The 25,092-nt window shown below is 45.0% G+C and carries 23 protein-coding genes and 1 other annotated feature; of the genes, 16 read left to right on the top strand and 7 right to left on the bottom strand.

Annotation, left to right across the window (positions count from 1 at the left end; genetic code table 11):
• Positions 1–74: 74 nt before the first annotated feature.
• On the bottom strand, positions 75–590 hold the full coding sequence (locus JI667_RS07920) for a gamma carbonic anhydrase family protein (RefSeq protein WP_206851767.1): 516 nt from the start codon (positions 588–590) through the stop codon (positions 75–77).
• A gap of 84 nt (positions 591–674) precedes the next feature.
• Here JI667_RS07920 and JI667_RS07915 point away from each other — a divergent pair, with 84 nt between their 5' ends.
• The 4 genes from JI667_RS07915 to JI667_RS07900 all read left to right on the top strand — a co-directional run bounded on the left by JI667_RS07915 (position 675) and on the right by JI667_RS07900 (position 6,421).
• Positions 675–1,478, top strand: a complete 804-nt coding sequence (locus JI667_RS07915) for an alpha/beta hydrolase (protein ID WP_206851765.1) — start codon at positions 675–677, stop codon at positions 1,476–1,478.
• A 14-nt stretch (positions 1,479–1,492) separates the two neighbouring features.
• On the top strand, positions 1,493–2,566 hold the full coding sequence (locus tag JI667_RS07910) for a tetraprenyl-beta-curcumene synthase family protein (protein ID WP_206851764.1): 1,074 nt from the start codon (positions 1,493–1,495) through the stop codon (positions 2,564–2,566).
• A gap of 327 nt (positions 2,567–2,893) precedes the next feature.
• Positions 2,894–5,311, top strand: a complete 2,418-nt coding sequence (locus JI667_RS07905; protein WP_414635223.1) for an immune inhibitor A domain-containing protein — start codon at positions 2,894–2,896, stop codon at positions 5,309–5,311.
• Positions 5,312–5,416: 105 nt separating this feature from the next.
• Positions 5,417–6,421 (top strand): LLM class flavin-dependent oxidoreductase, encoded by a 1,005-nt coding sequence (locus tag JI667_RS07900; protein ID WP_206851763.1) that lies wholly within the window; start codon positions 5,417–5,419, stop codon positions 6,419–6,421.
• 40 nt (positions 6,422–6,461) lie between these two features.
• Here JI667_RS07900 and JI667_RS07895 read toward each other — a convergent pair whose 3' ends face one another.
• Both JI667_RS07895 and JI667_RS07890 read right to left on the bottom strand, forming a co-directional pair.
• A complete protein-coding gene (locus tag JI667_RS07895; protein WP_206851762.1) occupies positions 6,462–7,034 on the bottom strand; it encodes a class I SAM-dependent methyltransferase in 573 nt (190 codons plus the stop codon).
• Positions 7,031–7,987, bottom strand: a complete 957-nt coding sequence (locus JI667_RS07890; protein ID WP_414635227.1) for a TIGR01212 family radical SAM protein — start codon at positions 7,985–7,987, stop codon at positions 7,031–7,033. The genes JI667_RS07895 and JI667_RS07890 overlap by 4 nt, the downstream gene beginning before the upstream one ends.
• 214 nt (positions 7,988–8,201) lie before the next feature.
• Here JI667_RS07890 and JI667_RS07885 point away from each other — a divergent pair, with 214 nt between their 5' ends.
• The 3 genes from JI667_RS07885 to JI667_RS07875 all read left to right on the top strand — a co-directional run bounded on the left by JI667_RS07885 (position 8,202) and on the right by JI667_RS07875 (position 9,982).
• Complete coding sequence (locus JI667_RS07885; protein ID WP_206851760.1) at positions 8,202–8,495, top strand: YtzC family protein; 294 nt, start codon at positions 8,202–8,204, stop codon at positions 8,493–8,495.
• Complete coding sequence (locus JI667_RS07880) at positions 8,492–8,656, top strand: glycogen biosynthesis protein GlgD (protein WP_206851759.1); 165 nt, start codon at positions 8,492–8,494, stop codon at positions 8,654–8,656. The genes JI667_RS07885 and JI667_RS07880 overlap by 4 nt, the downstream gene beginning before the upstream one ends.
• A 138-nt stretch (positions 8,657–8,794) precedes the next feature.
• Positions 8,795–9,982 (top strand): MDR family MFS transporter, encoded by a 1,188-nt coding sequence (locus JI667_RS07875; protein ID WP_206851758.1) that lies wholly within the window; start codon positions 8,795–8,797, stop codon positions 9,980–9,982.
• 337 nt (positions 9,983–10,319) lie between these two features.
• Here the strand turns inward: JI667_RS07875 and JI667_RS07870 are convergent, their stop codons facing one another.
• The gene (locus JI667_RS07870; RefSeq protein WP_206851756.1) at positions 10,320–10,823 is read right to left on the bottom strand and encodes a cupin domain-containing protein; all 504 of its coding nucleotides are present in this window, start codon (positions 10,821–10,823) and stop codon (positions 10,320–10,322) included.
• A gap of 176 nt (positions 10,824–10,999) precedes the next feature.
• Here JI667_RS07870 and JI667_RS07865 point away from each other — a divergent pair, with 176 nt between their 5' ends.
• The 6 genes from JI667_RS07865 to JI667_RS07840 all read left to right on the top strand — a co-directional run bounded on the left by JI667_RS07865 (position 11,000) and on the right by JI667_RS07840 (position 18,688).
• Entirely contained in the window at positions 11,000–12,361 is a 1,362-nt protein-coding gene (locus JI667_RS07865; protein WP_206851754.1) for a sigma-54 interaction domain-containing protein, read from the top strand.
• Positions 12,362–12,628: 267 nt separating this feature from the next.
• Positions 12,629–13,951, top strand: coding sequence for a GntP family permease (locus JI667_RS07860; protein ID WP_206851752.1), 1,323 nt, complete (start codon positions 12,629–12,631; stop codon positions 13,949–13,951).
• A gap of 4 nt (positions 13,952–13,955) precedes the next feature.
• A complete protein-coding gene (locus JI667_RS07855) occupies positions 13,956–14,732 on the top strand; it encodes a 3-hydroxybutyrate dehydrogenase (RefSeq protein WP_206851751.1) in 777 nt (258 codons plus the stop codon).
• Between the two features lie 255 nt (positions 14,733–14,987).
• Positions 14,988–15,210 (top strand) — a binding site (T-box leader).
• 72 nt (positions 15,211–15,282) lie between these two features.
• Positions 15,283–17,697, top strand: a complete 2,415-nt coding sequence (leuS, locus tag JI667_RS07850) for a leucine--tRNA ligase (protein ID WP_206851749.1) — start codon at positions 15,283–15,285, stop codon at positions 17,695–17,697.
• A 172-nt stretch (positions 17,698–17,869) separates the two neighbouring features.
• Positions 17,870–18,184: a rhodanese-like domain-containing protein gene (locus tag JI667_RS07845; RefSeq protein WP_206851747.1), complete on the top strand. Its 315-nt coding sequence runs from the start codon at positions 17,870–17,872 to the stop codon at positions 18,182–18,184.
• A gap of 321 nt (positions 18,185–18,505) precedes the next feature.
• Positions 18,506–18,688 (top strand): sporulation protein Cse60, encoded by a 183-nt coding sequence (locus JI667_RS07840; protein ID WP_034765594.1) that lies wholly within the window; start codon positions 18,506–18,508, stop codon positions 18,686–18,688.
• 44 nt (positions 18,689–18,732) lie between these two features.
• Here JI667_RS07840 and JI667_RS07835 read toward each other — a convergent pair whose 3' ends face one another.
• Positions 18,733–19,995, bottom strand: a complete 1,263-nt coding sequence (locus tag JI667_RS07835) for an NAD(P)/FAD-dependent oxidoreductase (protein WP_206851746.1) — start codon at positions 19,993–19,995, stop codon at positions 18,733–18,735.
• A 196-nt stretch (positions 19,996–20,191) separates the two neighbouring features.
• On the opposite strand from JI667_RS07835, the gene JI667_RS07830 reads away from it, so the two are divergent.
• The gene (locus JI667_RS07830; RefSeq protein ID WP_206851745.1) at positions 20,192–21,811 is read left to right on the top strand and encodes a putative polysaccharide biosynthesis protein; all 1,620 of its coding nucleotides are present in this window, start codon (positions 20,192–20,194) and stop codon (positions 21,809–21,811) included.
• Positions 21,812–21,862: 51 nt separating this feature from the next.
• On the opposite strand, the gene JI667_RS07825 is transcribed toward JI667_RS07830, so the two are convergent.
• Positions 21,863–22,093: a hypothetical protein gene (locus JI667_RS07825; protein WP_244668240.1), complete on the bottom strand. Its 231-nt coding sequence runs from the start codon at positions 22,091–22,093 to the stop codon at positions 21,863–21,865.
• 144 nt (positions 22,094–22,237) lie between these two features.
• Between JI667_RS07825 and JI667_RS07820 the strand changes: the two genes are divergently transcribed.
• Positions 22,238–22,957, top strand: coding sequence for a pseudouridine synthase (locus JI667_RS07820; protein ID WP_206851744.1), 720 nt, complete (start codon positions 22,238–22,240; stop codon positions 22,955–22,957).
• Between the two features lie 110 nt (positions 22,958–23,067).
• On the opposite strand, the gene JI667_RS07815 is transcribed toward JI667_RS07820, so the two are convergent.
• The gene (locus tag JI667_RS07815) at positions 23,068–23,289 is read right to left on the bottom strand and encodes a DeoR family transcriptional regulator (RefSeq protein WP_206851743.1); all 222 of its coding nucleotides are present in this window, start codon (positions 23,287–23,289) and stop codon (positions 23,068–23,070) included.
• A gap of 392 nt (positions 23,290–23,681) precedes the next feature.
• Between JI667_RS07815 and pepV the strand changes: the two genes are divergently transcribed.
• Positions 23,682–25,088, top strand: coding sequence for a dipeptidase PepV (gene pepV, locus JI667_RS07810; RefSeq protein WP_206851742.1), 1,407 nt, complete (start codon positions 23,682–23,684; stop codon positions 25,086–25,088).
• Positions 25,089–25,092 lie beyond the last annotated feature (4 nt).

The raw sequence follows: 25,092 nt of genomic DNA, 5'->3' as shown, positions 1-25,092 counted from the left end.
CAACCCAACCCTCTTTACAAGAAAATATTCCATGAGTAATCTAGGGATGGATGGGGTATCCCAAGTATAGGAAGTTAAAACGGTTTGATGTTCTTATAATACTGTCCTTTTTCTGCGTATTCCCTTGAAATGCGCTTCATTTCACTAATATCGTGTTCGTTGAGTTCCCTCACGACCTTTGCCGGCCGTCCGAAAGCAAGGGTATTAGGCGGTATGACCTTACCTTGGGGGACCAGGCTTCCTGCGCCGATAAAAGCCCCTTCCCCTATTTCTGCATTATCGAGGATGATCGATCCCATTCCGATCAATGCCTTTTTTCTTATTTTGCAGCTATGCAGAATCACCCCGTGCCCGACAGTGACTTCATCTTCAAGGATAAGAGGGTTATTTGGACTCTGATGAAGAATCGAGTTATCCTGTATATTTACTTTATCGCCGATCTTAGTGGGGGCAACATCCCCCCTGATGACAGTATTGAACCAAATACTTGATTCTTCACCAATCTCCACGTCCCCGGAGATGGTTACATAATCGGCAATAAAAGCCGACTGTGCGATGACAGGTTTTTTATCATAATATGGATAGAGCATTTTTTACTACCCCTTTCACTAATATTTATTATAATAATGGTAGCAGAATTCATTCATGGAGAGAACTACAAAGGAGGATTTGCCATGTGGAAATGGGAATCAGATCAAGAGGCAAAGGCAGTCATCGTCATTATTCATGGCGCAATGGAGCATCACGGCAGGTACGGTTGGCTCATTGAAATGTGGCGTGCATCGGGGTTTCATGTCGTCATGGGCGACCTGCCAGGTCAGGGGATGACGTCCAGAAGCCAGAGGGGACATATCGACTCCTTTGATGAGTACCTTGTAGAGGTGAAAGATTGGATCCAGGCAGCCTATCAGTTTGAATTGCCTGTCTTTGTGATTGGTCACAGTATGGGAGGGCTCATCGCCGTCCGTTTACTTCAGGAATCCCACGTGAACCTGGCGGGTGTGATCTTATCGTCACCATGTTTAGGATTGGTGAACACTCCGGCGAAACCTGTTGAGTTATTGTCACACGCTTTAAACAAAATCGCTCCTATGGTAAAGTTCCCTTCTGGACTGACTGTCGATATGGCTACCAGGAATGCAGATGTTCGTGAAATTGACAGCAATGATACCCTCTATATTACAAAAGTGTCAGTCCGCTGGTACAGAGAACTTTCCCTGGCGATGAAAACGGCTTTTTCTAATTTGGAGAAAATGCCTGATGTCCCACTACTGGTCCTGCAGGCAGGTGACGATCAAATCGTTGATAAAAAAGTCGTGAAAAAGTGGTTCAATGAATTGTCATTATCCGAAATGCATTACAAAGAATGGCCAAAATGCTATCATGAAATTTATAATGAACCTGAAAGAGAAGAAATCTTCGAGTATTCGAAGAACTTTATAGAGAGTCGGTTGAAAGCGCTGGGTTACATTTTGTAAAAGAGGTGATGGAAATGTCGATACCAAGTGATCCCTTTTCATTGATGACAAGAGTATACCGCAATGTCTTTCCAATCGTTCACCGAGAATTGGACGGCTGGAAGAAACGGGCTGAAGAGATACCCAATCAGGAACTGAGGAACCAGGCACTTGCAAGCATCGAGCATAAAACATTCCACTGCGAGGGAGGGGCGATCCTTTCCCTTTTAGCTCTGGATAAGAAGGCTGAGACGATCCGCTTCATCGTCGCCTATCAGACAATCAGCGATTATTTGGATAATTTATGCGACCGGAGTGTATCACTGGATCCGGAAGACTTTGCTTTACTTCACCGGTCCATGAGAGATTCATTGACAGCAGGGGCGGAACCTGTAAATTATTATGCGTTGAGAAGCGATCAGGATGATGGAGGGTATCTAAGGGACCTGGTTTTGACCTGTCAATCTGTTCTCGCTGATGTAAATCACTATGACAACATCAAAAAAGATCTCTTGGAACTGTGTGAGTACTATTGTGATCTTCAAATACATAAACACGTGAAGGAAGAAGAAAGAGTAGGAAGGCTTCAGGACTGGTTTGAAACCCATCGTCCCAATCTGCCTGAGATGAATTGGTATGAATTTTCCGCCTGCTCCGGTTCTACCCTGGGCATCTTTTGTTTAGTATCATACGCGTGCCGTCGGGACTTCCAGCCCTCTTATACAGAAAAGATAAAACGGGGCTATTTTCCCTACATCCAAGGTTTACATATTCTTCTGGATTACTTCATCGATCAGGATGAAGACCGGCAGGGAGGGGATCTGAATTTCTGCTTCTACTATGAGGATGACGAGCATCTGAAAGAACGGCTGCTCCATTTCCTGGCCAAAGCAGACGAACATACCCAAGAGCTTCCCCACGCTCACTTTCATCGCCTGATCAATAAAGGACTCATAGGAGTCTATCTATCAGACGATAAGGCTAGAAAACAAGCAAACGTCCAATCCTTCTCCAAACAATTCATCGGAGAAGCAGGCTGGATCACCCGATTCTTCTACATGAACGGTAAAATCTATCGGAAATGGAGAAACCGGAAAAAAACGTCATAAATAGAGTGAAAAAGAGGGACGGACCTTCGAAATATTTTCGAGGTCCGTCCCTCTTTTTGTCTTTTTCATCCATCTAAAGTCGGGCAAAGTTTTTCTAAATACGACCTTTACTACCATATTTATACATAATAATTTTGTTGAATTATTTGTAGTTATGTCAATAGTCCTGTTATCTTGTCCATTTCATATAGTTATATTTAACTGTATTCCGGTTATTTCGTAATCCTAAATAACTAATTGCCATCTGAATATATTTACTTTTCAGAATAGTAGAGTATATTGTAATTAGTGTAAATATTTAGTACATATTTAAAGGGGGAACCGTGTTTGAAATCTCGTAAAGTATTATCGATGGCCATGGTTGCGGCTCTTAGTGTAGGGGCATTTGCTGTACCTGCATCAGCTGCAACTGTAGGACCTGAGAATGTGTTAGCAAAGCCGACGTTGAAATATGATCATAAACATGGGGGGGCTTTCGATTTAGGAATCGCGAATGATGATCGCCTGATCGAGATGCTGAAGAAAGAAGGTAAGATCAAGAAGAATGCTACAGCCGCAGAAGCACAAAAGGGACTGCAGAAATTCCTTGAAGCCAAAGCAGAATCGGCTGAGAAACAAGCAGGCGAAGCTGAAGGCGACCTTCATAACGAAGAAGCAGAAGCGAAAGCAAAGCTTCAAAAATCCATGAAAGACAATGGCGTAAAGAATGGTAAAGGAAATAAACTGGGACATGCCAAGAAGGACTCTCCGGATCCAGTAAAAGAAGAAGCGTATGATGGTGAAAAGCGTACCGATGAAGTATTGGTCCTTCTTGTAGACTATCCGGACAAGCCTCATAATTCTATGACGACTGATGAAACGGATATGTATTATGAAGGGGACGATGCCTATTCCCGAGAGCATTACCAAGACATGCTATTTGGAAAAGGTGGTTGGAAAGGTCCTGACGGCAAGACATATGTTTCAATGAAGCAGTACTACGAGCAGCAATCTGGTGGAAGCTACTCAGTGGATGGGGATGTGGCAGGCTGGTATACAGCAAGTAAACCGGCAGCAGCATATGGCGGTAACGATCCACAGCCGGACGGCAGTGATGTCAATGCACGCGGCCTGATCAAAGAAGCCCTTGCTCAAGCAGCTGCGGACCCGAACGTTGATCTTTCGGAATATGACAAATGGGATCGTTATGATCTTGACGGTGACGGGAATTACTTAGAGCCGGACGGACTTGTCGATCACTTAATGGTCATTCACTCTGGTGTAGGTGAAGAAGCAGGTGGAGGATCTTTGGGATCTGACGCTATCTGGTCTCACCGCTGGAATCTTGGCAAAATCTTCCCGATTGCGGGATCTCCTACTCCTGAAGTTGATTACTTTGGTAAAGGGACGATGTACGCGTACGACTACACAATCGAACCTGAAGACGGTGCAGTCGGAGTTATGGCCCACGAATTCGGACATGACTTAGGACTTCCGGATGAATACGACACCCAATACACTGGAACAGGTGAACCGGTGAGCTACTGGTCCATCATGGCAAGTGGAAGCTGGGCAGGGGATATCCCAGGTTCAATGCCTTCCGGATTCAGTCCTTATATGAAAGAAATGCTGCAGGCCTCTGCTGTAGTGGACAATGAAGGAACTCAAGGTAATTGGCAATCTGGTGAAGAAATCAATGCAGAAGATGTTACCCGAAAAGGTGAAGAATATCTATTGGATGAAGCAGCAACAAAGGGTACCAATAACGATGTTGTAAAAGTGAATCTTCCAGACAAAGAGGTACAAGGAATCCTTCCTGAGTTTGGTGAAAAGTACTATTACAGCACAAAAGGAGACGACCTTAATACATCACTCGTTTCTCCTGAATTCGATTTAACGAATGCAACAAATGCTACATTCAGCTTCAAAACCTTATATGATGTGGAGTACGATTTTGATTTCCTTCACGTGACGGCTACAACGGAAAGCGGCGAGGAAGTAGAAATTGACACAATCGGTAACGACGATACTGATGGAGACGGCCGTGCTGAATCTACCAAAGGTCAATGGGTTGATAAGTCTTATGATCTAAGTCAATTTGCAGGCGAAAAAGTAACCCTCACATTTAACTATGTGACAGATGGTGGCCTTGCCCTTGATGGCTTCGCTTTAGACAATGCAACTTTAACGGTCGATGGAAATGTTGTATTTGAAGATGGTGCTGAAGGTAAGCCTCAATTTGCAACAAACGGCTTCGAAGTATCAAACGGAATTTCGTATAAAGAGCATTACTACCTTCTTGAATGGCGCAGTCACAATGGTGTGGATGAAGGCCTTGCCAACATCCGCCGCGGTGCAAGCTTAATGCAATTCGATGATGGTTTAGTCGTATGGTATGTGGATAAATCATACAGTGATAACTGGACAGGAACTCATCCAGGAGACGGTTTCGTCGGGGTTGTCGATGCTGATCAAAAAACCAACTACTGGAGCGACGGTTCTGTAGGATCTACACGCTACCAGGTTCACGATGCAGCATTCAGTTTGGACAAATCAGAAAAAATGTTCCTGGATTACACTGAATTACTGGGGCTGACAATGAAAGACAACCACACTGCACGTAATCCACTATTTGACGATAGGAAGGATTACAGCAACAAAGGTATGGTAGACGCTGGACGTAACGTACCGAACTACGGATTGAAATTCCGTGTAACCGGTCAAAGTTCTGACAGATCAGTCGGTAAGGTGCTAATCTACAAATAATAAGCAACCAAAGGGTGGTGGCCATTCAGGCCGTCACCCTTTAAGCATGTTAGTGGACATTTTTTTCATCAGAATTGATAATAATACACACATCAATTAAAGGAGATGTCCACTTTGAAGCTAAGTGTCTTAGATCAGTCACCGATTGCCGAAGGAATGAGCCCTCAAGAGGCTTTGAATCATACAGTGAAATTAGCACAGCATACTGAGAAATTAGGGTTTGAACGGTTCTGGGTATCAGAACATCATGATTCCACGAGCCTGGCCGGTTCATCACCGGAAGTCTTGATTGCCCATCTTGCACAAAATACATCAAGGATCCGTGTAGGTTCCGGCGGCGTCATGCTTCCTCATTATTCTTCATACAAAGTAGCGGAGAATTTCCGATTGCTTGAAGGATTGAATCCGAATCGAATCGATTTGGGATTGGGAAGGGCTCCCGGCGGAATGCCGATGGCCACAATGGCATTACATGACGGGAAGCCGAGGGATGTGAATCGTTACCCGGAACAAATAGATGACTTACTCGGCTATTTGACGGATTCCCTGCCTGATGCTCATCCATACCAGGGACTAACGGCTGCCCCAATAATCAAAACCATGCCGGAAGTCTGGATGCTCGGCTCAAGTCCATCCAGTGCCATGCTTGCAGCACAAAAAGGACTGCCTTATACATTTGCCCAATTTATCAACGGGGAAGGCGGACCTCAATATACTCAAGCCTACCGCAATAACTTTGTTCCTTCCGAGTACCTGAAGGAACCGAAGAACATCGTTGCCGTATTTGCCATCTGTGCCGAAACGGATGAAGAAGCGGAAAGAGTCGCCTCAAGCATTGATTTATCCATCCTCATGATCGAGCAGGGCATGCGCTCGAACGGAACACCAAGCCCTGAGAAAGCGGCGGCCTATCAATATACGCCGTTCGAAGCCATGAGAGTGCGTGAAAACCGCAAACGCATGGTCGTCGGAGGTCCAGAGAAAGTAAAAGAAAAGCTACTCGCACTAAGCGAGCAGTACCAAACCGATGAAATCATGCTTGTCAGCATCACGTATGACTTCCAAGATAAACTCAAATCATTCGAGCTGATTGCGAAGGAATTATTATAAAAAAAAGAGGGACGGACCTCCGCGGAGGTCCGTCCCTCTTTTATCTCTTCTCCAATGCCACGATAAATGGCGGGTTGTTAAGCTGGTTCATAAATTGATATCTCAGTACATGAACATAGTTTTGATCCAGTCGTTCAACGTAGCGAAGGATGTAATCCCGTTCCACTGCGCCTTCAGGATGGCCATGATAGATCACAAGAACAAGGATCCCTTCAGGGGCCATCATTTCTAATATCTGATTTAGGGCAAGTATGGTTGTTTTCGGACGGGTAACGATATCCTTGTCACCACCTGGTAAGTATCCGAGATTAAAGACAGCCCCCGTCACTTTGCCGTAATGCAATGGGGGGATGACGTTCATGACGGTCTCATGTCCCTGATGAAAAAGGGTCACCCGATGGGCCAAATCATGGGTATTGAGCTGTTCCCTGGTGTTTTCGATGGCTTCTTCTTGAATATCAAAACCATATACGCGTCCGTTATCTCCAACCAAGCGAGCGAGAAACAGGGTATCATGCCCATTCCCGAGAGTTGCGTCTATCGTGATATCTCCCGGTTTGACAGCCCTTTCCAGCAGCTCCCTTGCAAAGGGTAGTATTCGGTCTATTTTCATGCTTTCACATCCACTTTATAGAATTTTCCCTGCCAGCTGTCCCGGCGTTTCAGTTCATCATCAATGGCGTTTAGTACGCTCCATTTATTCACACTCCACATCGGCCCGATCATGAGGTCGATAGGTCCGTCCCCGGTTATGCGGTGAACGATCATTTCAGGAGAGATCACTTCTAATTGATCGCAGACGAGTTTGACGTAATGATCGAAGTCCATGAGGTCCACTAGTCCTTTTTCGTATTGCTTGACCATTGGAGTGCCTTTTAATAAGTGCAACAGATGGATTTTAATTCCTTGGACGTCAAGTTTTGCAACTTCCCGTGCGGTTTCCATCATCATTTCCTCATTTTCCTGGGGAAGACCGTTAATAATATGGGAACAAACACGAATTCCATGCCGGCGTAATTTATTTACGCCATCTACATAGCATTGATAGTCATGTGCACGATTGATCAGCCCCGCCGTTTTTTCGTGAACGGTTTGTAGTCCCAGTTCCACCCAAAGATAGGTTCTTTCATTTAACTCTGCCAAGTATTCAACGACGTCGTCAGGAAGACAGTCTGGGCGGGTGGCGATGGAAATGCCTACTACGCCCTCTTGTTTAAGGACAGACTCATATTTTTCCCAGAGTACTTCAACAGGTGCATGAGTGTTCGTGAATGCTTGGAAATACGCCATGTATTTTCCGTCTTTCCACTTCATGTGCATTCTTTCCTTGATGTCATTAAATTGTTTTTCTAATGGATCCACCCTGCTTCCGGCAAAGTCCCCGGAGCCTGCAGCACTGCAAAAGGTGCAGCCTCCATGAGCAACCGTACCGTCCCTGTTCGGGCAATCAAAGCCGCCGTCTAAAGCAACCTTAAACACTTTATGCCCAAAATGGTTCCGTAAATGGTAGTTCCACGTATGATATCGCTTTGAATCTGAGGCATATGGAAATGGGTTTGTCCCGATGACAAACACCTCCTATATTTCAATGTGTAAAATCCTATGTATTCGGGACGTTCAAAAAGATTTTATCATGAACAACGGGTAAAATGTATCCTGCAGAGAGAAATAGGCGAAGATTACCACTTCTGAAACAGGCAATCAAGTTCAAACTAAGATGGAGGAGAGGAAGGATAGGACCTTCCCCTTCTTGATTCCATATGTCAGGGAGGTAGTCGAAATGGCAACAAGAAATTCAATGGATGAATGCATTCAAAAGTGTGAAGATGCCATTCGTTACGCTCAAGAACAATATAAATCAGGGGCACAGCAGGAGCACTATCATGATGTAGAGTATACCCAGGCCATGCAGCAGCTGGAAGAGGCAGTGAACAACGTAGCTCACATGGCGAACAGCGCGAACTCCCAACAGCGTGAGCAATTGCATCGCATGCGACTTCAGCTTCAGACTTTGCAAAATGAGATGATCTTGTTAGATCATGACCCGAACGTCGTAGGAGGTAAATTACATTGAGTACACGTTCTGATCAAAACAATCCTGAACAAAAGACCCGGAGTGATTTCCGTAAACTGAATACTGAATTCGGTGCTGAAAAAAACCCGGTTAAAGAAGCCAAAAAGCGTTACGAAAAGCAGGGTCAGCCTGTTAAATCCAATCATCATAACGGGAAATAACCGTCACTGGCCAGGTGCTCTCCATGAGTGCCTGGTTATTTTTTTTGATTCTAAGAAATAATTCTTGCCCCCTATCCGCAAAAGGAGTAAAATCCTTTTGGGACTCGAAATAAAAGGATGGAAAGGGGGCAGAAAAATATGCCCAAATCATTATGGATGCTTGTCATAGGAATGATGGTGAATGTGACAGGTGCCTCTTTCTTATGGCCGCTTAATACCATTTATCTTCATGAAAATTTAGGGAAGTCACTGTCCGTTGCAGGAATCGTGCTGATGCTGAATGCAGGTGCAAGTGTCATCGGTAATCTGATCGGAGGAAGCTTATTCGACCGTTTTGGTGGTTATCGCTCCATCCTATCAGGGATTTCGATTACATTATTGGCCCTGATCGGCATGAATATTTGGCATGGATTTTCTTTCTATGTTGTTTTCTTGATGATTGTTGGATTTGGCTCGGGAGTTGTTTTTCCTTCCATGTATGCCATGGCAGGTTCTGTATGGCCGGAAGGCGGAAGGAAAGCATTCAATTCTGTCTATGTCGCCCAAAACATCGGAGTGGCCGTTGGAGCCGCATTGGGTGGATTCGTGGCCTCATTTTCCTTTAACTATATATTCCTGGCAAATCTCAGTATGTATATCGTCTTTTTCTTCATTGCGTTGTTTGGGTATCGGAAAATCTCGGTTGCAGGTCATCAAACATCCGTGCTGAATGAATCAAAGGTGATAAAAGATAAATCAAAATTGAAAGCCCTGCTGTTTATATGCGTGGCTTATCTATTATGTTGGATGGGGTATGTTCAGTGGCAGTCCACCATTGCGACCTACACGCAGGAAATCAATATATCTTTAAAACAATACAGCTTATTGTGGACCATCAATGGAGCCCTGATCGTTCTTTCCCAACCCCTATTATCCAAAGCGATCAAGCGTTTTGAGAACAATTTGAAGCTTCAAATCATGATCGGAACCGTTATCTTCATGATCTCGTTCGGCGTTGCATCGATCTCTGATCAATTTCAATGGTTTGCAGTTGCCATGATCATTTTGACCGTCGGTGAAATGCTCATATGGCCGGCGGTTCCGACCATCGCGAACTCACTCGCTCCCAAGGGCAGGGAAGGGTTCTATCAGGGGATAGTCAACAGCACGGCGACAGGCGGAAGAATGATCGGACCGTTCATCGGAGGGGTGCTGGTGGATCTCTTCAGCATGCAAGTGCTGTTTATGACACTGATCGGATTCTTCATTGTATCATTATTGATCACCAGTCAATATGACAGGCCGTTGAGGAAGAAAAGCACTGTACCGGTATCGATTCAACATTAAAGAAACCCCCGATGAGGAATCATCGGGGGTTTTCTCCATATAAAAAGGGCTCCCATTTCCTATGGAAGCCCACTTGCAAAAAAATTGAGGCGGATAATCAGCAAACGCCACATCGTTTGTTGTCACAGGGACGTGATCACCGACTTACACAATTCAGCTCATCGCTCTAATAGAATAGCACAGGACCTTAAAGAAAACAAGCCAATTGGTATAAATAATCATTATCTTCATAATGAACTGTTTTAAAAAGTAAGGATAGCTGTTTCTAAGAAGCATTGCTATAGAGAAACAGGAAAGAATTCCCTTTGAAATTAAGAGGACGCAGAACAGGTTTGTATCATTTCTTCAGCCAGTATTTCACCAATGGTCCGCTATCTCCAAACACTGGATCTGTTGATGGAAGTGGAACGTTTTTGATTTCAATGAGCACGCTCGGCCGTTCCTGCATGGAACCTTTTTTTACATTATAATCGTCTCCGTTCGGATAGGCGCCGGCTACTTTAAAGTCGGGGCTTGCATTCAACTTCTTGTGTCCAGTCCCGGCTGGCAGGATCAGCACATCGCCCTGACGGACCGTCACTTCTTCCCCAAGCTCCCCGCCTAATTGGACGGTTGCTTCACCTTGCATGACACCCAAAGCTTCATGGGCGTTACTATGATAATGATGATAATCATAAATGCCGTTGGTCCAGCTATTCAGCCATTGATTTCGATTGAATAACCTCTCAGCTTCATTTCCCTGATCCAGGGCGTTACGATAAATGAGTACTGGCAGGTCTGGATTATTCGGGATGATTCCATCGTCTTCGAAATAAAATAGTTTCAATTCTGCGATTTTCATCCTTTCATTCCTCCATTCATTGTTAAGAAGATTCCCTAATACTAAGGGAATTAAACCGATTGTGAACAGGTCATTGAAATTATTGACAGAAGTGATTTCTTTTCATAAAGAGGTGGCGTGAATGTGCTACTATGAAAGTATATGTTCTCTAGTAAACACGGGGGAGGCAGAAGAAGATGAGCAGCTTATTAAAAAAAGTATCGGTGGAAATGATTGAAATCATTCTTGAGAACGCTTTCGAATGGTTAGTCGTCGTTGATAACGAAGGGATCATCCTTTACATAAATGATAATTATTGTCGCTTCCTCGAGGTGGAAAGGGATAGAGCGATAGGTTCACATGTGACAAATGTGATTGAAAACACACGAATGCATCTTGTTGCAGGCAGTGGAAAAGAAGAAGTAGCGGATCTTCAGTACATAAAGGGAAATTACATGATCGCGAATCGGATCCCCATTTCTGTGGACGGCAAGGTGATCGGGGCATTCGGGTCCGTCATTTTCCGGGATACAAGTGAATGGATGCAAATGAGTTCGCATGTGAAAAATATGATGTCGAAGATTCAAAGTTACATACAGGATATCAATACCGGGGTGAAATACTCTCTGAATGATATCATCGGAGAATCTCCGGGCATGAATGAATTGAAAGACAAAGCCCAAATGATCGCTCCAAGTGACATTTCCATCCTGATCAGGGGCGAAAGCGGGACGGGAAAAGAACTGTTCGCTCACAGCATTCACCAGCTGAGTGAAAGAAGCGGCCAGCCATTCATTAAAGTGAACTGCGCGGCGATTCCGGAACACCTACTGGAATCGGAACTTTTTGGTTACGAAGAAGGAGCATTCACCGGGGCTAAAAAGGGCGGGAAAAAAGGGAAGTTCCAGCTTGCCCACAAAGGGACCCTGTTCCTTGATGAAATCGGGGATATGCCCCTTAATATGCAGGCGAAGCTTCTCAGAGTGTTGCAGGAAGGGGAAGTCGAGTCTGTCGGTTCAACACGCATTCAGCATGTGGATGTACGGATTATCGCTGCCACAAACCGTCCCCTTGAAAAAATGATGGAAGAAAAGCGATTTCGAAGTGATTTGTATTACCGTATTAACGTTGTACCTTTTCAAATCCCTCCCCTGCGTGAACGGAAAGAAGATATCGAAACTCTGGCTTCCTTCTTCCTGGAGAAATCCACAAAGTCCTCGGGAAAACGAATACAGGGGTTTGAACACGAAGTGATGCAGATTTTTCTTTCCTATAGCTGGCCGGGAAATCTGCGTGAATTGGAGAATGTCATCAACGCGTCGACCTATTTGTCCAACGGAAACGAGATCTCTCTCATATCAATCCCTTCGTATATGAAAGCTGGTAATGTATATGATGTAGACTCCAAAACGTTAAAAGAAATCCTCGAAGAAACAGAGAAATCTGTGTTGGCTCAAAGTCTTCAGACCCATCAACATGATAAACGAAAGGCAGCCGAATCCCTGGGGATAAGTAGATCAAGCATCTATGAAAAGTTAAATAAATATGAGCTGTTGTAAGATGATGATGAACAGTCCGGAAATATGGAAAACAGTCCATATTTCCGGACTGTTTTTCTTTGTGAGGAATTATGAACATTTCGTGTCTGAAATCATCTGTTAGTCCAGGATCTCGGAATATCAATGGAAAAAAAGAATGAATGAACCGTAATCTGAAAGTTGGCACAATTATTGCATGTAAAATGAATGAACGCACAATTATGAAAGGGGAACAATCAAATAAAAATGTAAGCGTCATCATCTTTGGAGAACAAAGGGGGAAATATCATGTTAAGCATGATCGGTCTTATTGGAGGACTCATTTTATTGATCTTTTTAACGATGAGGGGCATGAACATCCTGATTGTTGGTCCCATATCGGCATTATTCGTCGCAATTTTAAGCGGCATGCCTCTCTTCCCGCAATTAGCCGGTGAAGGGGAAGCGGATCTCGTCACGAACTATATGTCAGGATTCACAAGCTTTGTTGCTGCCTGGTACCTGATGTTCTTACTGGGGGCCGTTTTCGGGAAGGTAATGGAAGACAGCGGTGCCGCCGATAGTGTGTCCCGTTTTGTAGTAGAGAAACTGGGGATGAAATACGCTGTATTCGCCATCGTGCTTGCTTGTGCGGTGTTGACTTACGGGGGAGTCAGTCTCTTCGTAGTAGCATTCTCCGTATACCCAATGGCTGTCAGCTTGTTTAAGCAAGCTGATTTGCCGCGTCGCTTTATCCCGGCGGCACTGGCTTTCGGTTCTGTCACATTTACCATGACCTCGGCCGGTTCACCGGAGATTCAAAACTGGATCCCGATCGAATACTTAGGTACAACACCTTATGCAGGCTGGGAAGTCAGTTTAATCGTAGCTGTGTTTATGGCGGTGTTCGGTTACTGGTGGCTTAAGCGTATGATCACAAAAGCGGTGAACAAAGGAGAGAAATTCCGTTCCCGTGAAGAAGATCCGGTCATCGATGAAGGAAGACCGCTTCCAAACCCGTTCATGGGGCTCATTCCATTATTAGTCGTACTCATTCTTGCCTTTTCATTCCACGATTCTTTAAAGCAATCAGCTCTAATCATTGCCCTATTAGGCGGCGTGATTTCAGCATATGTGTTAAACCGTAAATATTTCAAAGGCTTCTGGGGTGCTGTTTCTGAAGGGACGGTGGGTGCATTGATCGCCATCGGGAACACTGCCGCCGTCGTTGGATTCGGCGGAGTGGCGAAAGCCGTTCCTGCCTTCACAACAGCCGTTGATGTCATGACGAATATTCCAGGTTCACCTTTAATCGGCGGAGCGATTGCCGTCAGTGTGATTGCAGGTATGACCGGTTCCGCTTCGGGTGGTCAGGCGATAGCACTGCCGATCCTTGCCCCGCATTATATGGATATGGGGGTAAATCCTGAAGCCCTTCACCGGGTAGTCGCAATCTCTTCAGGAGCTCTTGACAGCTTGCCGCACAATGGGTATGTTGTGACGACTATTCGATCGATCTGTAATGAAACACATGGGCAAGCGTATGGTGCTGTAGGTGCCTTGACAGTCATCGTTCCTCTCATTGGATTGGCACTTGCCATTGTATTATTCAGCTTGGGAGTGGGGATTTAAGTAAATGGTAGAAAATAAAGTGATATTCATAACAGGTGCTGCCCAGGGGATCGGCTACCAGATCGGCAGGGAGTTTGCGGGCGGTGGAGCGAAAGTCGTACTGACGGACCTGCAGGAAGACAGCGTACGTGAAGCTTCAGATGCACTGAAAGAAGAAGGACTTGAAGTTCTGGGACTCCGCTGTGATGTTACCTCGGAATCCGAATTAAACGAAGCAATCAGGAAAACAGTGGATCACTTCGGGAAACTGGATGTCTTGATCAATAATGCTGGACTTCAGTATGTTTCCCATATTGAAGAGTTTCCTACTGAGAAGTTCGAGCTTCTTGTCAAAGTCATGCTGACCGCGCCGTTTGTTGCGATCAAGCATGCCTTGCCCCATATGAAAAAACAAGGATGGGGGCGAATCATCAATATGGCGTCCATCAATGGATTGGTCGGCTTCTCCGGTAAAGCCGCCTATAATTCTGCGAAACATGGAGTCATCGGTCTTACAAAGGTTGCTGCACTGGAAGCGGCAGAGCATGGAATCACGGTGAATGCCGTTTGTCCGGGTTACGTAGATACGTCCTTGGTCCGAAATCAGCTGGCAGATCTTGCAAAGACCCGTAATGTTCCTTTTGAGAGGGTGATCGAAGAAGTCATTTATCCTTTGGTCCCGCAAAAAAGGTTGCTGGATGTGAAAGAAATAGCTGATTATACGATGTTTCTGTGCAGTGATGCAGCGAAGGGGATCACCGGTCAGGCTGTCGTTTTGGACGGTGGGTATACGGTTCAATAAAGTGTAGTGGAGGAACGGCCTTTTGGGGGTCGTTTCTTTTTTATGTGTGGAATTGAAATGATGTAGGGGCTGATATGATTTTTTATACGATATGGTGATTGGTTGGATTTACACTCCGAAAGGGCAGGGTTCTGTTTGAGAACAGTGCCGTAAATCTCAAACAAATGAAAAGAATCTTACTCGTAAACCAATAATTAGGCTTGCGCTTCTGTATATTTTTCACTAAAATAGTGAATACATATAATGTTTAGCTATATTAGAACGTTGATCGGGAGTAGTAATGAGAGTTTTCTGCCATAGAGAGTTGACGGGTGGTGAAAGTCAACCAGAAGCATCATGAACTCGCCCGCTGAGTTGCAAGTGTGAAGTAATAGTAAGGCTTGCCGTTTTCCGCGTTAAGGATGAATGAAGCTGAGTGCGCGTACACTAATGTGGGTGGTACCGCGGGAGAATGTACATACAAACTCTCGTCCCAAATATTTATTTGGGATGAGGGTTTTTTTGTTTTTTTAAAGAAAGACATAGGACAATCAAAGGAGGATCTCACAATATGAGTTTTAATCATAAAAGTGTTGAGACGAAATGGCAGCAGTATTGGGAAGAGAACAAGACGTTTAAAGCGACGGAAGACGAAGGGAAATCCAATTTCTACGCGCTGGATATGTTCCCGTATCCATCAGGTGCAGGTCTTCACGTAGGACATCCGGAAGGGTTTACGGCGACAGATATCCTCTCCCGTATGAAGCGCATGCAGGGGTATAATGTCCTTCATCCGATGGGCTGGGATGCATTCGGTTTACCGGCAGAGCAATATGCCCTGGATACTGGGAATGATCCGGCAGAATTCACTCAAAAAAATATCGATACGTTCCGACGTCAGATTAAGTCACTCGGTTTTTCTTATGATTGGGACCGTGAAGTCAATACGACAGATCCGGGCTACTATAAGTGGACACAATGGATCTTCACGAAGCTTTATGAAAAAGGATTAGCCTATGTGGATGAGGTTGCCGTGAACTGGTGTCCGGCACTTGGAACCGTGCTTGCCAATGAAGAGGTCATCGACGGAAAGAGTGAACGCGGAGGTCATCCGGTAGAGCGCCGTCCGATGAAGCAGTGGATGCTGAAGATTACGGCTTATGCCGATCGCCTTGTGGAAGACCTTGAAGAGGTTGACTGGCCTGAAAGCATCAAGGACATGCAGCGTAACTGGATCGGCCGATCTGAAGGGGCGGAAGTGAATTTTGCCATCGACGGACATGACAAATCATTCGATGTGTTCACGACTCGTCCTGATACGATCTTCGGTGCGACTTACGCGGTTCTTGCTCCTGAGCATCCGTTCGTAGCAGAAATTACGACAGAAGATCAGCGCTCGAAAGTGAATGAGTACATCGATAAAATTAAGTCGAAAAGCGATCTTGAACGGACAGATCTGGCAAAAGAAAAAACGGGTGTTTTCACAGGCGCTTATGCCATCAATCCCGCTAACGGCGAGAAAATGCCAATCTGGATCGCCGATTATGTTCTAATGAGCTACGGTTCCGGAGCTATCATGGCCGTTCCTGCCCATGACGAAAGGGATTATGAGTTTGCGAAAGAATTCGATCTTCCAATCGTGGAAGTTGTTGCGGGTGGCATTGTTGAGAAAGAAGCGTATACAGGTGACGGTGATCATGTGAATTCCGGTTTCCTTGATGGACTTGGAAAAGAAGAAGCGATTGCCAAAGCTATTTCATGGTTAGAGGAGAAGAACATCGGAACGAAGAAAGTCACATACCGTCTTCGTGACTGGCTATTTAGCCGCCAACGTTATTGGGGTGAACCGATTCCAGTCATCCATTGGGAAGATGGTACGACAACGACTGTTGCAGAAAGTGAGCTGCCGCTAGTTCTTCCGAAGACGACTGAAATCAAACCGTCCGGAACAGGTGAATCTCCGCTTGCGAACATCAGTGAATGGGTGAACGTCGAGGATCCTGAAACAGGCAAAAAAGGACGTCGCGAAACGAACACGATGCCACAGTGGGCTGGAAGCTGCTGGTACTATATCCGCTATATTGATCCACATAACGAAGAGGCCCTTGCCGATGCGAAGAAAATGCAGGATTGGCTGCCGGTGGATACGTATATCGGAGGAGCCGAGCATGCGGTACTTCACCTGCTTTATGCCCGTTTCTGGCATAAGTTCCTTTATGATATCGGCGTAGTTCCGACGAAAGAGCCGTTCCAGAAGCTATTCAACCAGGGGATGATCCTTGGGGAAAATAACGAAAAAATGAGTAAATCAAAAGGGAATGTCGTGAATCCGGATGAGGTGGTAGAATCTCACGGTGCCGATACTCTTCGTCTATATGAAATGTTCATGGGTCCACTGGAAGCATCCATTGCATGGAGCACAAACGGACTTGACGGAGCCCGCCGCTTCCTTGACCGTGTATGGCGCCTGCTTGTTGAAGAGGATGGCACGCTTTCCTCTAAAGTGACGGAAGTACCGAACAGTGACCTGGATAAAACGTATAACCAAACTGTTAAGAAAGTGACGGAGGATTATGAAGGTCTTCGTTTTAATACAGGGATTTCCCAGCTCATGGTATTCATCAATGATGCCTACAAAGCGGAAACCCTTCCTAAAAATTATGTAGAAGGATTCATCAAGCTTCTGTCACCGATTGCACCACATATGACAGAAGAGCTTTGGAGCAAGCTTGGTCATGAAGGAACGATCTCCTACGAAGCATGGCCGACATTCGATGAATCGAAGCTTGTGGACAACGAAGTCGAAATCGTCCTTCAAGTGAACGGTAAAGTGAAAGCGAAAGTCATGATCCCACGCGACATGACCAGAGATGATCTAGAAAAAACAGCGATGGAAAACGACGAAATCAAAACACAAATCGAAGGCAAAACCATCCGCAAAATCATCGCCGTACCAGGCAAACTAGTCAACATCGTAGCCAACTAATAATGGTGAGGGACGGACCTCGAAATCGGCCGGTTTTGAAGCGTGAAACGCTTTAAATCAGTATTTCGTAGAGGTCCGTCCCTCTTTTTGAGTCTGATGTTTTTGTTTGGGGGACAGGCTTTGGTATAATCGTGTTGAATAATGATTGAATGTAGAAAGGAAGTTGTGAAGGATGGATAGTATTAAGACGATTACGACGGATGAGTTAGAGCAGAAGTTGAAGAACGGTGAGGATCTCCTTTTGGTGGATGTCCGCGAAGATGAAGAAGTGGCAGAGGGTATGATTCCGGGAGCGAAGCATATCAAAATGGGTGAAATCCCAGAGTCATTGGATCATTTTGATAAGGACAAAGAATATATCTTCATCTGCCGTTCAGGCAACCGCAGCGGAAATGTTGCCCATTATATGCAGGAACAAGGCTATAAAGTGGTAAACATGGAAGGCGGCATGATGAACTGGGCTGGAGATACGGCAGCGAAGAAATAAGCAGTTTTTTTAGTGGGAAAGCATATCCTTTTTTATAGAAGGGTGTGCTTTTTTTTGTATTCAGAGTGAAGCGGATGGAAACCGGGCTTTTCTAAAGAGCCGAACTTGGATGGCGAAGACATGTATCGGCGAAATATCAAATTTATCGGCGAAATTTTCATTTTATCGGCGAAATTTTCATTTTATCAGCGATAATCCAAATGTATCGGCGAAACCACCACAACACCACCACATCCCCAAAACCAAAAATCAACCATCTGCGTTTAAAAATATAATATTCTGACAATACTACTACCAACTAATAATCCGGGAGGGGACCCTATGATCCAGGTAAAAGTCTTCGACTATGAGCACGAAAAAGATTTAGAGAAAGATATGAACCATTTTCTTAGTAAAATGGATGATAAAAAGATTGTCGATATTAAATATCATGTTGCAGCAATGTCGGAGGAAGTGGAGGATCAGATCTACTGTTTCTCGGCCATGGTAGTTTATAGAAAATAAAAAGGTTGATCGCTCATAGGAGGATCAACCTTTCTTTTTGCCCATTACACTTTTGCAGCATTGAATCCGGCAAGCCGACCTGTGACAAGTGCAGAGGTAATATTGTAGCCTCCCGTGTATCCGTGGATATCCAGCACTTCGCCGCAGAAAAACAAACCGTTCATTTTCTTAGAAGCCATCGTTTTCGGCTCGATTTCTTTGACGGAAACCCCGCCGCCCGTTACGAACGCCTTATCGATAGATAATGTTCCATTCACATTGAAAGTGAACTGCTTCAAGAGTTTGGCAAAATGACGGACATTCTCAGAAGAGATGTGGTCCCCTTTCTCATCTTGATCGATTTCTGCCCGCTCGAGTAAGAATAACAGGTATCGTTCAGGTACCAAGCCTTTGAAGATATTCTTCGCCGCTTTCTTACCTTCGTCCTTCACCTGTTTATAAAGAGATTGGAAGAGCTGCTCTTCGTTTTGGTCCGGCATGGAGTCGATTTGCATGGTCACGTGGGTCAGATTCCATTTCTTCATGGCCTTGACCACGTATTGACTGCATCTAAGAACAGCAGGTCCGGAAATGCCGAGATGAGTGAAGATCATGTCCATTTTATGCGTCACGATTTTCTTACCCTTAGGATTCAAGACGCTTAAATCAACACTCCGTAAAGAAAGTCCCTGCAGCTCTTTCTTCTTCACAAAAGGCTCATCCGACGTAAGGGGAACCTCTGTCGGAAACAGATCCGTGATCGTGTGCCCTGCCTTCGTTGCCCACGGGTAACCATCCCCCGTCGAACCCGTGTGAGGGACGGACTTCCCGCCGACGGCGATCACGACAGCGTTAGCAAGGATGGTTTCCCCGTCTTTTAAAAGAATGCCCACAGTCTGTCCATTTTCGTAGAGTACTTCCTCGACGCTTGTGCTTGTCCTGGTGTCGACTTCCAATTCCTTCATGCGCTTCAGAAGAGCTTCTACCACGTCCATGGCCCTGTTAGAAACAGGGAACATCCTTCCGTGATCTTCCTCTTTTAACTGAATCCCGAGGTTTTCAAAGAATGAGATGATGTCTTCATTATTAAACTCAGAAAACGCACTGTATAAAAAACGTCCGTTCCCAGGGATATGCTTAATGATTTCCTCTACAGGCAGCCGATTTGTCACGTTGCAGCGTCCGCCTCCTGAAATGGCCAGCTTTCTGCCAAGCTTTGTTCCTTTATCTACAAGGAGGACTTTCGCTCCGTTTTCACCGGCAGCGATACTGGCCATTAAGCCCGAAGGTCCTCCGCCTATGACGATGACATCGTATTTTCTTACCATTTTTCCACCAACTTTTAATATTCGCTTCAGAAATGAAGTTTCACCTTATTTTAAATGGGATGTGTTTTAAATACAACATTCGAAAAAAATTGTCATTCGATTCGTACAGTAGTAAACTACGTATAGTGTGTAAATTTCTTAGTTCATATTTATTTTGCTTGTTTAACGGGCAACAGGATATATAGAGAGGGATACTATGTCATCTAAATTAATAAGAGGAACGTTTATCTTAACGTTAGGGACCTTTATTTCGAAGTTTTTGGGTCTTTTTTATGTTATACCGTTTGATGATTTGTTGAAAGGTCATGAAGAAGGGGCATCCCTTTATCAATATGGGTATGTGCCTTATACGATCTTTCTGACTGTAGCGACTGCCGGAGTGCCATTGGCCGTTTCAAAATTCGTTTCAAAGTATAATGCCATTGGGGAATATGCCGTGGGGCGGAAATTGTTTAAATCCGGACTGGTGCTGATGACCCTGACAGGGGTCGTATCATTCCTGATTATGTATGCATTCGCACCGATTTTTGCCGAAATGACGATTAAAAGCGATGAGCAGGTCATTTCCGTAGCGCAGGTGACCACCGTCATCCGGGCAGTGAGCTTTGCACTGATTATCATTCCGTTCATGAGCTTGATCCGTGGATTCTTCCAGGGACACCAGTCCATGGGACCGACGGCGGTTTCACAGGTCATTGAGCAAATCGTCCGGATTGTCTTCCTTCTTGGTGGGATTTATGTTGTCTTGAACATACTGGACGGCACCGTGACAACGGCGATTTCCGTTGCGACTTTCGCGGCGTTTGTAGGGGGACTTGCAAGCCTTGGAGCCCTGATCTGGTATTGGTATAAGAGGAAGCCGCATTTAGATGTGCTGCTTGAAGAGGATCGTGGCAACGAAGAGATTTCGTTAAAAGCGATGTACAAAGAAATCATTGCCTATTCGATTCCATTCATATTCGTAGGTCTCGCCAATCCGTTGTTTCAACTTGTAGATCAGATCACTTTCAATACCGCCATGGCGGATATCGGGAACGCGAAAATTTCCGACCATGCTTTTGCCGTATTGAATTTCTATACGCATAAGCTTGTCATCATTCCGGTCTCATTGGCAACAGCCTTTTCCATGACGCTCATTCCGTTGATTACGACATCGTACACAAGTGGCGACCGGAAAACGATGCGCAGGAACATTGACCAGACGTTCCAGATACTATTGTTCCTGACTGTGCCGGCAGCGTTGGGACTGGCCCTTCTAGCCGAACCGATGTATACATTGTTCTATCACAGTGATGCTCTCGGAACATCGATTTTACGTTCGTATGCTCCGGTTGCCATCCTGTTCGCATTATTTGCGGTCACGGCAGCGATCCTTCAGGGGATTGATGAACAGAAGTTTACGATCTTCAGCCTACTTGTCGGCTTGCTTCTGAAGCTTGTCCTGAACATCCCGCTGATCCGCCTGTTTGAAACCCAGGGAGCCGTACTTGCGACAACAATCGGTTACACAGTGGCCATTCTGATCAATCTTTATGTGATCAAAAAATATGCCAGATATCAATTCCAATTGATTTTAAGAAGAACGCTGTTTATCGGAGCGCTGAATGCCGTCATGGCCGGGGTCGTATGGGTTCTGTATCACTTCCTTGTCAAATTCCTCAGTCCGGAAGCGGGATTCCAATCAATCGTCCTTGTAGCCATCTGCGGTGGAGTAGGAGCCCTCGTATACTTCTACCTAAGTATGAGAAGTAAACTTGCAGACAAGCTGTTCGGTGATAAAATAACCAAAATCCGCAGTAAGCTGCGTATAGGGTAGGGAAAAAGGGATGATGCATGCCGATCATCCCTTTTTCTTATTGCAAAGACACTATCGATTAGAATAACCCAGCTGTCTCTCAAGGCGTTCTACTTTTCTCTCTAAGCGGTTTACTTTGCGGTCGAGCCGTTCGTACTGCCGTTCAAGCCTGTCTAATCGATCGTTTATACCGCCACCACCATAGCCTTGACCTGGATAGCCCTGATACTGTCCCTGGCCGACGCCTGGAAGTGGAATCGGGATCAGAATGCCTCCCGACCCTTGCTGTCTATAAGGATACATAGGTTCACCTCATTTGTATTGATGAAAGTTGCTTATCATTAGTAGCCTATGTTAAGAATAGAAAGATGAGTGGGTAACAGCCCATAAAGAGACCGAACGTTATAAAAGTAAAATAGAATGAAAAACTGACGGAGCGTGAATGAAATGAGAATAGATAAAATGCTTGCGAATATGGGCTATGGAAGCCGCAAAGAAGTGAAGAAATTATTAAAGGACGGCGGGCTCCAAGTGAATGGGGAAGTCATCAAGGACGGGAAAGTCCATATCAATACAGAAAAGGATACGGTCATGTTGTACGGGGAACAGGTGGAATATCGCGAATACATTTACCTGCTGATGAATAAACCCCCTGGTGTCATCTCCGCCACTGAAGATGGGCAGGATGAAACCGTGATTGATTTGCTACAGCTGGAAGACCAAATTTTCAATCCATTTCCAGTAGGGAGACTTGATAAGGATACAGAAGGTTTCCTCCTGATCACCAATGACGGCCAATTATCCCACCAGCTCCTTTCACCCAAAAGGCATGTGCCGAAGACGTATTTCGCCGTGATCGACGGGGAAGTGACGGAAGCGGATGTAGAAGCGTTCAAAAGTGGAGTCACATTGGACGACGGCTACGAAACGAAACCAGGAGATTTAACGATCCTAAAATCGGGTCTCACTTCAGACATCGAGTTGACGATCACGGAAGGGAAATTCCATCAGGTAAAGAGAATGTTCGAAAGTGTCGGGAAGCGTGTGATCTATCTGAAGCGCCTGACAATGGGGCCGCTCGAGCTTGATGAAGATTTAGAGCTTGGTGAGTACCGTGAACTGACGGAAGAGGAAGTAACCCTTCTTAAAGAATATAAGCCGGAATGAAAAACAGGACAGCACCTTACGATAAAGGTGCTGTCCTGTTTTAGTGTGTATTAGTATTACAAGTCTGTTATTCGTTCTTTTTCAATTAAGCGGAAGCCGCCGTTGTCTATTTAAGAGGTCATTTTCACTTTTTTCTGAGTAGTTGTCCACTGACCCCGACTCGGGCTTTGTACCAAGTCATTATAGGCTAACACGTTGAGATCTCTTTGTATGGTTCGAGGAGTAATGCCAAATTCGTCTACAAGATCTTGAGTTGTTACAGTACCCTTCTGTTTGATGTACATGTATACAGCTTTGATTCTAGTGAGCATACGATTGGTTGAAGGTTTCAAAAAACCACTCCCTCATCATTTTTCCAAAGGCAAAAGACTACAAGCGTCGTTTGTGCACCTCACGTGCTACCATATGTACTATGCGCTTTAGACAACCCCTTTTCTACTTATAAAGTTATTCTAGATGTCAGACAATTACATTGTACTCCTAATCCGACAAAATTTCTAGAATATTGTCCAAATTTACAAACTATTAACGTAGTAACTTGCTGCCTCTATTCCTAGAATATGAAGAAAATGCTAAAATTATGTATTTTTTATAGTCATCCTTTTTGCGAGCCCCTGAGGTGAGAGAATGAGGTGGTCTTTACCGGTCGTCCTTGTTTGGATTTCTCTGCAAAAGAGTATAAAATGGGAGGGGAAGAAAATACATATAAAGCAGGTGGAAGTGTATGAGTATCAATTGGACAAATGAAGTCGATAAACGGAAAGATGATTTGCTTAAAGACTTGCAGAAATTCCTTCAGATTAAAAGTGTACTTGATGAAGAGAATGCGACAGAAGATGCACCTCTGGGAAAAGGGGTGAAGGAAGCCCTTTCGTACCTGCTGACACTTGGGGAGAAAGACGGTTTCACTCCTAAGAACGTCGATCATCTGGCCGGTCATTTAGAGTTCGGGGAAGGGACGGACCTCCTCGGTATCCTCTGCCACGTGGATGTCGTGCCGGAAGGGGACGGCTGGAGTGTCGACCCTTATGGCGGTGAGATTAAGGAAGGGAAGATCTATGCACGTGGAGCGATCGATGATAAAGGGCCGACGATGGCTGCCTACTATGCCATGAAGATTGTAAAAGATCTTGATCCGACCTTCAACAAGCGGATCCGCATGATCATCGGGACCGATGAAGAAAGCGATTGGAGATGCGTGGACCATTATTTCAAGAACGAAGAAATGCCGACAATGGGATTTGCCCCTGATGCGGATTTCCCGATCATCCATGCTGAAAAAGGGATCGCGGATTATGATTTGGTCCAGGTGAAGCCTGAAGAGGTGACGGAAACAGGGATCAAAGTCCTTTCCTTCGAATCGGGGCGCCGCTACAACATGGTTCCTGACTATGCAAAAGCGATCCTGGTAGTGGATGAGGATCATACGAAATGGGTGCAGAACTTTGAAATCTTCACGAAAGAAGAAGGTGTCAAAGGAAGCTATTATATTGAAAACGGAGAGTTAGTATTCCAAGTTGAGGGTGTGTCTTCACACGGAATGGAGCCTGATAACGGAAAAAACGCCGGGCTTTATTTAGCCGCTTTCCTTTCGAAACTGCCATTATCCTCTCAAGGTAAAGAGTTCTTTGACTTCACGACAAAGCACTTCTTCAAGGATTCCAGGGGGATTCAGCTCGGAGTCAGTTACACAGACGAGATCACAGGGGACCTCACCATTAACGTCGGAAAGCTTCGCTATACAGAAGCAGACGGAGGACGTCTAGGTTTGAACATGCGTTATCCTGTGACGTTCGATATGGAAAAAGGAAAGAGTATCATTGATAATGTTGAAGGGTATTCTGTAGAGAATTTCACGGACAGCAAGCCTCATCATGTGTCGAAGGATGATGAACTGGTACAGACCCTCAAGAAAGTATATGAAGACCGGACTGGTGAAAAAGGCGAGTTATTAAGCATCGGTGGAGGAACTTACGCAAGAAGTCTTGAAGCTGGAGTAGCCTTTGGAGCGCTGTTCCCGGGCCGTGAGGATATTGCCCATCAGAAGGATGAATATATGTATATAGAGGATCTCCTTAAAGCTACGGCCATTTATGCTCAGGCTATTTATGAATTGGCATGTGAATCATAAGAGA

It is taken from the genome of Bacillus sp. NTK074B (genome assembly GCF_017303375.1).
In the GTDB taxonomy this organism is placed as follows: domain Bacteria; phylum Bacillota; class Bacilli; order Bacillales; family Bacillaceae_B; genus Rossellomorea.
Note: the sequence above shows the minus strand (reverse complement) of the source record. Positions and strands in the feature narration are given on the sequence as shown.